At 58.4% G+C, this 10,227-nt stretch carries 7 protein-coding genes; all 7 read right to left on the reverse strand.

Annotated features, from left to right (window positions below):
- Window positions 1-102: 102 nt before the first annotated feature.
- Window positions 103-1,242, reverse strand: coding sequence for a glycoside hydrolase family 88 protein (locus tag CJP46_RS32195; RefSeq protein WP_094599717.1), 1,140 nt, complete (start codon window positions 1,240-1,242; stop codon window positions 103-105).
- A 2-nt stretch (window positions 1,243-1,244) separates the two neighbouring features.
- Window positions 1,245-3,104: a heparinase II/III family protein gene (locus tag CJP46_RS32200; RefSeq protein ID WP_256992629.1), complete on the reverse strand. Its 1,860-nt coding sequence runs from the start codon at window positions 3,102-3,104 to the stop codon at window positions 1,245-1,247.
- 35 nt (window positions 3,105-3,139) lie between these two features.
- Window positions 3,140-4,786, reverse strand: a complete 1,647-nt coding sequence (locus CJP46_RS32205) for a response regulator transcription factor (RefSeq protein ID WP_094599718.1) — start codon at window positions 4,784-4,786, stop codon at window positions 3,140-3,142.
- Window positions 4,779-6,584 (reverse strand): sensor histidine kinase, encoded by a 1,806-nt coding sequence (locus CJP46_RS32210; RefSeq protein ID WP_094599719.1) that lies wholly within the window; start codon window positions 6,582-6,584, stop codon window positions 4,779-4,781. Before CJP46_RS32210 ends, CJP46_RS32205 begins: the two co-directional genes overlap by 8 nt.
- 71 nt (window positions 6,585-6,655) lie before the next feature.
- Complete coding sequence (locus CJP46_RS32215; RefSeq protein WP_094599720.1) at window positions 6,656-8,035, reverse strand: ABC transporter substrate-binding protein; 1,380 nt, start codon at window positions 8,033-8,035, stop codon at window positions 6,656-6,658.
- A gap of 216 nt (window positions 8,036-8,251) precedes the next feature.
- Window positions 8,252-9,091: a carbohydrate ABC transporter permease gene (locus CJP46_RS32220; protein ID WP_094599721.1), complete on the reverse strand. Its 840-nt coding sequence runs from the start codon at window positions 9,089-9,091 to the stop codon at window positions 8,252-8,254.
- 22 nt (window positions 9,092-9,113) lie between these two features.
- Window positions 9,114-10,049, reverse strand: coding sequence for a carbohydrate ABC transporter permease (locus tag CJP46_RS32225; RefSeq protein ID WP_094599740.1), 936 nt, complete (start codon window positions 10,047-10,049; stop codon window positions 9,114-9,116).
- Window positions 10,050-10,227: the final 178 nt, after the last annotated feature.

Raw genomic sequence — 10,227 nt, forward strand, 5'->3', positions numbered from 1 at the left:
TCGACAGCCTCATTCCTAATGTCCGTTCCACTATTCAGATATGCACCACGGATTTTGCCCGCTCGACCATCAACGAAGTAATCGACGCATTACAGTGCCCGCTTATTCCCAATAAAACGGTCCTTTGCCCTGCAGCCGGGCGAGCCCTTCCACGAAGAAAAAGTCGCCGTAGATCAGCGGCACGTCCACGTTCGTTTGGTTCGGATAATGGCTCGTCCCATGCAAAATGAGGCCTTCCTGCGCGTGATCGTCAAAAGCGCCGTAATTCACGTACAGCGACTCCAGCATGCGCACGGCCGGCTCACGGTAGACGGCAGCTTCCAGCTCGCCCACCTGCTCCGACAGCAGGAGCAGCCCGCTGGCTGCGCACGCGCCGGCCGAAGAGTCGCGGTACTGCCTTTCCTCAAGCGGCGCCCGGAAGTCCCAGTGCGGCACATGGTCCTCCGGCAGATTGGCGAGGAGGAAGTGGGCGACGCGCTTGGCCGTGTCCAGGTAGCCCGGCTTGCCGGTATGGTGATAGGCCAGCGTCAGGCCGTATATGGCCCATGACGTGCCGCGGGACCAGGCTGATTCCGCCGCATAGCCCTGGCCGCCAAGGCCGCCGATGCGCTCCCCCGTGTCCGGGTCGTAGCGCATAATGTGGTACACGGAGCCGTCCGGCCGCACAAAGTCGGCAGCCACCGTGTCCATATGCGCCTCGGCGACGTGGCGGTACCGCGGATCGCCGGTCATGACGGACGCCTGGAACAGCAGCGGCACGTTCATCGCACAGTCGATGATCGCCACGCCGGCGTTGTCCTCGCCTTCGGACCACGGATTCCAGGCGCGGATGAACCGCCCCTTCAGATTAAAGCGGGCAGCCAGGTAATTCGCCGCCTTGAGCGCCCGCCGCTTCGACTCCTCGCTTCCCGTCAGCTTGTAGGAAGCCAGGCTCGTCAGCGTCCACATAAATCCCAGGTCATGATCAAGGCGGGTGTAGCCGTCCAGCACTTCATCGAGCCGTGCCTCGCATTCTTCGGCAATGCCCCGCAGCCGCTCGTCCCCGCTGCCGTTATACAGCAGCCAGAGCAGCCCCGGCCAGAAACCCGCCGTCCACCAGTGCGGGGGCTCCAGCACATACGCCCCGTTTTGGCTCGCATGGGGAAATTCCGCCCCGATGCGCTGGCTCGTGCGCCGGACTTTATCCAGTGCCTTGCCCCAAGCTTCGCTTACCCATACCGCTTGCGCGGCCTGTTCCGTCATATTCACTTCCGATCCCCGCTTTCCTCGTTATTTGGCTCGACCTCGAATGTGACAACGACCCGGATGGACGGCCCCGGCTCACGGACCGTCAAATCGACCGTATACCATTCGGCCTCGCATCCATCGTGGTCCATAAACAGCCGCCGGGTGATCTCCGGCATGAGCAGCCCGCCGTCATAACGCATGACCAGCTTCAGCCCCTGCTCCCCTGATCCTTGAAGCTCGATCCGGTCCCCCGCAAGCCGCGGGCGGACGCGGGTGACAAACCGTTCCACCACGGAACTTGGCGCTCCCGCAAACCGGTACTCGTCCGTTAGTGCAAGACGCGGCAGCCCCTCCTGTATCTCCCAGCGGAGCTCGCGGTGCAGGCTTTCCAGCCCCGCGTACCGGTAGGCTTGCGTGAGGTCCAGCTTAAACACGGCTCCAGCCTCATCAGCATAAGCCTCCTCGACCATCACCCGGCTGTCCTCGCCTTCAACCTGATACTGGCCGCCGACGATCGGCACGCTGTGCCCCTGCGAGCCGTTGCAGTCGTAGGTGTAGCGCTCCGGGCCGAAATACGACTTCGTGTATTCCCCGCTGCCGAGGTCGGCGAGGAAAAACTCGCCGTCCCCGTACAGCATAAACTGACCGAGGTCGTTATGGTTGTGGGGCTCGGCGTTATGCCCGCCTTTGGCCGCAAAACCGAACGCGCCACGGGGGCCGGCATGCCGCCAGATAAGCCACTGGGCATCGGGCAGGTAGCCGAAGAACGGCCCCCACTCGCCCTGCGCCGGCTCCCCGCTCCGCCACAGCAGGTTCCGGATGGCCGGCGCCCAGCGGCTGCAGTGATCCTGCGTAAACGCAGCCCGGAGGCGGGCCGGCGGCCGCTGGAACTCCGGATACAGGCCGGCCAAATAATCCGACAGCCCCGGCTGAATGCTGCCGCTAGGCCTGGAGTCGGAGAAGTTCGCCACCGCGCTTCCGCCGAGAAAGCATTTTTGCTGAAACAGCGCGATGCGGCGGACCTTGCCGCTTGCGAACCAGTCCAGCCGGCCGCAGCTGCGCTTCCGGAGCAGATCGGCGTAATATGCAAAATAACCGAATCCGTAATTCCAGTAACCCAGCCCCTCCTGGCAGGCGCCGTCCTCGCCAAATCCCCTCAGATAACAGCGCATGCTCTGCTCCACCTTCGCGAGAACGGCTGCCAAACGATCCGCATCCTCCATCAACAGCAGCGCCGCCGCGCCGATCGAACCGGCACACACGGCGGACCAGTTATGCACGGCCGATTCCCAGTGAAACTCCCGGGCTAAGTACGGCTCAAACAGGCGCCGATGCACTTCGTCCCGAATCCGGCTCCGGATCAGAGGCGGCAGGCTGCCGCCCATCAGGCACAGCAGCTCGCTGAGTGCAAAGCCGGTTTCGGCGGAAAACAAATCGATCTCGCCCCCGGCATCCCCTTCTCCCAGGTGGGCGGGAAGACACCAGGTATACTCCTCCAAAATAAGCCACAGCGTATCGCACAGAGCCTCGAGGTATGGTTCATGTTCCGGCTCAAGCATCGTCAAGATGGCGAAGGTATTCAGCCGGCGCCGCCACTCGAAATACACCCGCTCATACCCGAGCCTGCGCCCGGTGCGGGCAAAGTCGGCATACAGCGAGTAGGTTAATACCGGCAGCGGCAGTCCAAGCAGCCGCCGCCCTTCCGCCTGTATTTCGCACCGGTCCGCCTCGTACAGGTCTGATGTCCGGACCTTTTGCCAGAAACGGGCCGCGTCTCCGTCCGGATAATACAGGTCCATTCCTGCGGGAGCCATGTCACGGACCATCTCCTCCAACGACAAACTTCCTTGTTCATGATGGGATGATGATTTCAGCAATCGTCGAATCCTCCTCTCTTATGCGGTTAAAAGTCTCACCGCAGCCGACTCCGGTATTCGACCGGGGTCACGCCGGCGTAAGATTTGAATGTCTTAATGAAATAGCTCTGATTGTCATAGCCCATCTGCTCGCAGATTTCCCCTACGGTCGCCCCCGTCCGGTCCAGCAGCTCCTGGGCCCGCATCATTTTGAGCCGGGTCACGTATTCGATGAAGGTGCTCCCCGTCTCCTTCTTGAACAGCCGGCAGAAATAGCTGGTATTCATGTGAAGGTGCTCCGCCACCTCGTCCAGCGAAATGCGGCTGTGCAGCCGCCGGGTGACATACACGCAGGCTTCGGTAATTTCGGGTCTTCTGCCAGCCGAATGGCCGCCAAAATCGCTCGCCGCCCACGACTCCAAATGCCCGTTCAGCCAGGCCTGAAGATCCGCAAGCGAATCGATATCCGCGATTTCCTTGTGAAGCGTATCCGCGGACGAGGCCGTCGAGACCGAAGGGATGGCTTGAAGCTTCAGCTTCAAATCGAGCAGCAGCTTGAAGACCCAATCCTTCACCGATTCCGGTTGATACCGCTCTTTGCGGATCCTCTCGATCCAGGCCGCCGTCGCCGACCGGATCGCCTGCGGCTCCCGGTCCAGCAAGGCCCCGCGCAGCTCGCCGAGCGCCTCATCGTAGAAGCTGAACAGATTCCGGGGCGGCGGCAAGTCGCTCCGTCCCGGCTCCGGCTCCAGCCTCGGCCTTGGCGCACGCAGCTTCACCGTTTCCCCGGGCTCCAGATAGAAACGCAGTCCGCCCGAGGCCAGAAGTCCGCCGAGCGTTTGCTTCAAGTTCTCCGGCGAAGCGCATGGCTCGCCGATGCACAGCGACATGTCAACCTTAAGTACTTTTCGCAGCGCGGACTGGATTTCCTTCACCATCCGCGCCGTTTCCTCGTAAATATTCCGATGGAGCCCCGGCTTGCCGGAGTAGAACAGCAGCCATGTCTTGGCATCATAGCCCGCGTGTATCCCGCATGGTGCAAAGTTCTCCAACACTTCCTTTATGACGTTGCCGACGGCAAAGCGCAGCGTTTGGTCCGATAAGAAGCGGTATTTCACCAACCGGTAGTTCTCCAGAAATCCCGCAACCGGCAGAGTATGCTCGCCTTCGCGGAGCAAGCCGTACTCCGCCGCTTCCTTCCTCCAGTTCTCCGGGGACAGCAAGGGCAGACCGATGAGGTTTTTCAGGCTCTGTTCCTTCCGCAGCTCCTTCGCCTCATCATACATTCGCTTCATCCGGCTGTGCTCCCAGCCGGCCTGCTTCTCCTCATCCATGGCCTGCTTAAATCGGGTCAGCCGCTGTACCAGATCTTCCGGGTCAAGCGTGTCCTTCAGCAGATAGTCCTGCACGTTCAGCCGGACGGCCTGCTGTGCATACTGAAATTCGCTGTGGCAGGACAAAATGGCGATCCGCACGGCGGGGTTCAGCTCCCGGATGCGCCCCGACAGCTCCAAGCCGTCCATCTTGGGCATCCCGATATCCGTAATGAGGATGTCTGGGGTCTGCCGCTGGGCCTGCTCCCAGGCGCTCCATCCGTTCTCATGGGTGGACATCAGCCGCAGCCCGAGCTCCTCCCAGCGGATCGTCTCCGACAGCAGCTCAATCACGGGGTAATCATCGTCAGCCAGCATGACATTATACATCCCGCAGCCCTTCCTTCCGTGGAATATGCATCTCAATCACGGTCCCGGCCCCCGGCTCGCTGTCCACGCAAGCCTGGAAGCCATCGCCGAACATCATGTTCATCCGCTCCGCCACATTGGGCAGGCCAATGCCTGAGAAGGAGCCGCTTGACGGCGAAGGCTCCGCTGCATGAGCGGCACCGTTCAGGATCCGCATCAGCTCCTGCCGCCGCTCTCCTTCCATCCCCGCGCCGTCGTCGGCGACGGTAAGGATGATCCGCTCCGCCTCCGTCGCTGCACGGATCGATATCGTGCCTGCTTGACGGTTCAGCCCATGAATCATCGCATTTTCAACCAGGGGCTGCAGGAAGAAGCGCGGCACCTTAATCAGAAACGCTTCCGGGTCAATATCCAGCCGCAGCACAGCCTCCTCCTTCTGCCGCAGGTTCATCAGGGCGACGTAATGGGAGATCAAATCGATCTCCTCATGCAGCAAAATTTCATCGTCCTCGCGGCTGATCGTCATGCGGAGCAGGACCGACAGCGAGCCGATCATCTTGGCGCTCTCCGGATCGCCGCGTTTCATCACCTTCATCCGGATGGAATTCAGCACATTGAACAGAAAATGGGGATGAATCTGCGCCTGCAGCATTTTGAGCTCGGCCCTGCGCTTGCGGGCCTGGTTGTCCGACACCTCGGCGATCATCTCTTTGACCCGGTCCAGCATCTGGTCGAACAACAGACCCAGCCGTCCGACCTCATCGTTACCGACCACGCCCGAACGGACATCCAGGTTTCCGCGCTGCACCGCGTTCGTCACTTTGCCAAGCCGGACGAGCGGGGTCGTGAACCTGCGGACCAGCACGATCAGCAGCAGAAGGAATGCGAAGAACGAGATCATTTCGAACAGGAACACCTTGCTGAAAATGGCATTCAGATCCACAATCGCGTCTTGATACGGCTGCATCAGCACGAGATGCCAGCCGTTCATCGGAATTTCCTGCTCCACCAGCAGGAAATTCTCCCCGCCAATCCGCTCAATCGAATACGGCTTGGATCCATCGTTCAGATCGGCGTAAGCGAACTTCCTGCCGATTTGGTCCGCCGGCCCCGATACGATCGTGCCCGAACCGTCCACCATCAGCACCCGATTCCCCTTGGAGAGCCGGTCAAAGATACCGCTGATTTGATCCTCCACCCAGGTTACCACCACATAACCGTAAATTTCCGAGTTGGCCAGCCGCAGCGACCGGGCGATCGACAGCTGGTAGGGGTGATCAGCTTGATCCTGCGAGAAGACGGTTCGTTCGGGTCCGGTCCAATACGATTCCAGCCCCCGCAGCTCCTTAACCTGCCTGAACCAGGACTGCCGGGCAATATCCGTCGGGTTGTAATCGCTTACGGAATAATTCATATAATACGCCCCGTTTGTCAGCAGCACGGTCACATACGTCTGCTCGCCGACCACCGTCAGGCTGTCGAGCTGCTCCAGCACCCGGTTCGCCTCGGTGAACCGGCGGTACGGATCCTTCTCCTCATTGCCTGAGGCCACCTGCTTGAAGTAGGTGTTCAGACCGGAATTCACCTGAATGTAGTTGGCAATGTTCAGCTTGCTGGACAGCAGGTTCGTGACGGATCCGGCCACCAGCTGCAGCGAATCCTTCGCATTCGATACGGCCTGCCGCTTCACGGCCTCCCGCGTTAAGCCGTTGTACACGATCAAGCTGATAATGGCGGGAACGACGATGCAGACAATCGACGCGAAAATCAGCTTATGACGGATCGAGCCCAGCGCCAAGTGCCGCAACCAGTTGATCATGATGGTCCTCCCAAGGTACAAAAAAGGGACGAAATCGCCGTCCCCCGTGTTTGGATCATATTATACCAAAATTATTTTTTGTTGGATTCGATGATTTTGTTCACACGCTCCTGTGAGTTTTTCACCGTCGCATCGATATCCTGATTGCCGAGGATCAGCTTCTCATATTCTTCGTTGACCGCTTTGAACACTTCAGCCTGGTAGGAGGCCGGCGGCACGATCGCCGATGCTTTGGAAGCGATCAGGGTGTCGACCAAAGACTTCTTGTCGACCTTCTCCGGATTTTTCGTGCCGGCGAGGATCGTATCGATGATTTGCTCCACCTGGTCGCTCTTCACCTGACTCCAGGCCGGAATGTTTTTACCTTGGACCGTCTGTCCTTCGGTCGTGTACCAACGCACGAACTTGTAGGCTTCTTCTTTATGCTTGGACTTAGCGGCGACGGCAACATAATCGGTCGTGACCGGGGTAATGCCCGTAGGGTCGCCCTCTTTGTTTTTCGGGAACGGCGCCACGGCGACGTTAAACTCCAGCGGCACCTTATCCGTTCCGCCAAGCTCGCTGTTCATCCAGCTGCCGATCACGATCATGCTCGCCGACTGGTTGTAAAACTGCGTCCGGTAGTTCAGCTTCTGCGAGATCATGTCGGTATACGGAACGGAGGACTGGTCTTCCTTTTCCATTTTCAGCCGCAGCTCAAGCGTCGCCCGGAAGTTGGGATCGTCCAGATTCGAGGAGCCGTCTTCCTTGAGAAAGTCGGAGTTTTCCGGCTGATTCTCCATCTTCAGCTTCAAAAATTCCAGCCAGCCCCCACCCTGCGGGCCGTGGAAATACGTGCCGTAGCGCTTGCTTGCGCCTTCGCCCTTGGTGAGCTTTTTCGCATAATCGGCAAACTGGTCCCACGTCCAGTCCGTCGGCACACTCAGGCCGGCTTCATCCAAATGGTCCTTGTTCAAAAGCACATACCATGGGTTGAACTTGCCCGGAAGCGCGTATACCTTGCCGTTCAAGCGGGTATCGACTTTATAATCCGTCTCTTCCTTATAACCATCCTTGGCAATGTAATCGTCGAGCGGTTCCGCCATGCCGAGCGCCACGCGCTGCGCGTATCCGGCCGGATCGCTGAACATCAGGATGTCCATCTGGGCGGATGATGCCGCCTCCAGGTCCAGCTTCTTGGAAGCCTCCTGGGTGTCGCCTTTTTCGCTGAGCTGCACCAGCTCGACCGTTACGCCGGGGTTGGCGTCTTCGTAGGCCTTGAGCGTCTTGCTCCAGTTGTAAGCGTCCTCGGTTCCATAGGTGTATAATCTCAGGTTGACCTTGTCCTGGCTGCCGCTTGAGCCGGCCGTCCCTTCGCTTTCCCCGCCGCCGCTGCTTCCCCCGCAGCCTGACAGCAAACTGATCAGCAGCATGCCGGCTGCCGCGCCGGTAAGCCATCTTTTTCTCTTCATCCTTCAATAACCTCCCTGGATTATGCTTGCCCGCGAAAAAATTCCTTTCGCCAACATGCGAACGGTTCAAGAAATAACAGGCTCCGGGCCTCATGTCCGCCTTTCTAACCGCTTGCCGGCCCCGTATCCCCCGCATCTGACGCTTTGATTATACCGGGACCCTCTCCCCGGCTCATGACGCTAAATTGACCGTTGATCCTGCTATTTTGACGGATGCTAGCCCTTGACTCCGCCGAGGGCGATGCCTGCAATGACGTTCTTCTGCCCAATGATAAAGATCAGCAGCAGCGGAAAGATGGCGGATACCGCCGCAGCCATAATCAGCGAGTAGAACTCCCCGCTTAGGGACGTAAACTTCTGCATCGCCAGCGGAATCGTAAACAGCCGGTCGCTCCGCAGGAAGATCAGCGGATTCTGGTAATCGTTCCATGTCCAGATAAAACGCAGAATGGCGTAGGTCGCCACCGCCGGCTTCACCAAGGGCAGCGCGATGGAGGAAAAGATACGGGGATGGCCCGCCCCATCGATTTTCGCCGACTCGATGAATTCCTGATGAATACCCATAAAGAATTGACGAAGCATGAACGTGCCCAGCACGCTGAAGCTGCCCAGAATAATCAGACCAAAGTGGCTGTCGAACAAGCCGATGTTGCGGTATAAAATAAACTGCGGAATCAGGATCGCCTGTCCCGGAATCATGTAGGTGATCAGCACGATCATGAACAGCCAGCGCCCGGCGGCAAACTGGATTTTGGAGAAACCGTAAGCGGCCAGGGCCGACGCCGTGCAGGAGATCAGCGTCGTCAGCACGCTTACCTTGATCGAGTTCCAGTAATAGAGATAAAAAGGATAATCGCCGAACCACACTTCTTTATAATTCGCCACCGCGTTCCATTTCCTTGGAATCCACTGGATCGGGTAGACGAAGACGTCCTTTTCAATCTTGAAGGAAGTGACCAGCATCCAGATGAACGGCATCAGGAATAGGATGCTGACCGCCAGCATGACCACGGTGATGACCAGCCTGCGCCAGTCGGGCCCGGTACGTGTCGTCATTTTCTGCGAGAGCTCCTTTCGCTTAGTAGTTGACCCATTTCTTCTGGGCGGACCACTGTCCGAGTGTAATCAGCATGACAAAGGCAAAGAGAACGGCGGCGATCGCCGAAGCGTAGCCCACTTTCAGATTGACGAACGCCGTGTCGTACAGATACCAGACCATCATCGTCGTGGAGCCCACCGGGCCGCCCTGGGTCATCACCGCGATGATATCGAACACCTTGAACGTTGAAATAATGCCCGTCACCATTAGGAAAAAGGACGTCGGCGACAGCAGCGGCACCGTAATCCGGGTGAATTTCGTCCAACCGTTTGCGCCGTCGATGTCGGCCGCCTCGTACAGGTCGCGCGGAATCGACTGCAGCCCGGCGATGTAAATGATCATGTTGAAGCCGATGGAGATCCAGACCGAGATCATCATGATCGACAGCAGCGCAAAATGCGGATCGGCGATCCATTTCGGCGGATGGTGCACCCCGATCGATTTGAGCAGTTCGTTGATCGGGCCGTAGGAAGGCTGGAACAGCACCTGCCAGACGACGGCGACCGCGACGACGTTCGAAATATAAGGCATGAAATAGGCGACCTTGAAGTAGCTCTTCATGTACACGAACCGGTCGATCAGGATGGCGAGCACCATCGAAATGAGCATGTACACCGGCACGGTCAGCAGAAAGATGACATTATTGCGGACCGATTTAATAAACATGTCATCATGAAGCAAATTCCGAAAATTTTCAAACCCGACCCAACGGATGCCGTTCCAACCCTGCACAAAATTCCAGTCGGCGAATCCCAGCACCAGTGTCGCAACGATCGGTACCAGCACGAGGATAAATACCCCGAGCAGCATCGGGCTGACGAACAGCATTCCCCACAGCGTTTCGCCCCGCTGAAGGGATCCGCTCTTCCGGGTGCGTTTCCCTATGCCCGGCGGCACTGCCGCGGCCGTTTCCATTCCTTGTTCCAAGTTCCACACCTCGTTTCATCTGCATTCCTTAAAGCCTGATTTGATTATAAGAAAAACGTCGATCGACGTACCTTCACAGAAGACAGACCGCATTTAGCTGAAGTTTTTCTTGCGATTATAGAATGGTTCAGCTTCGCTGAAATTTATAAATTCTATAATCTTAAGA

The organism is Paenibacillus sp. XY044 (genome assembly GCF_002257645.1).
In the GTDB taxonomy this organism is placed as follows: domain Bacteria; phylum Bacillota; class Bacilli; order Paenibacillales; family Paenibacillaceae; genus Paenibacillus_AQ.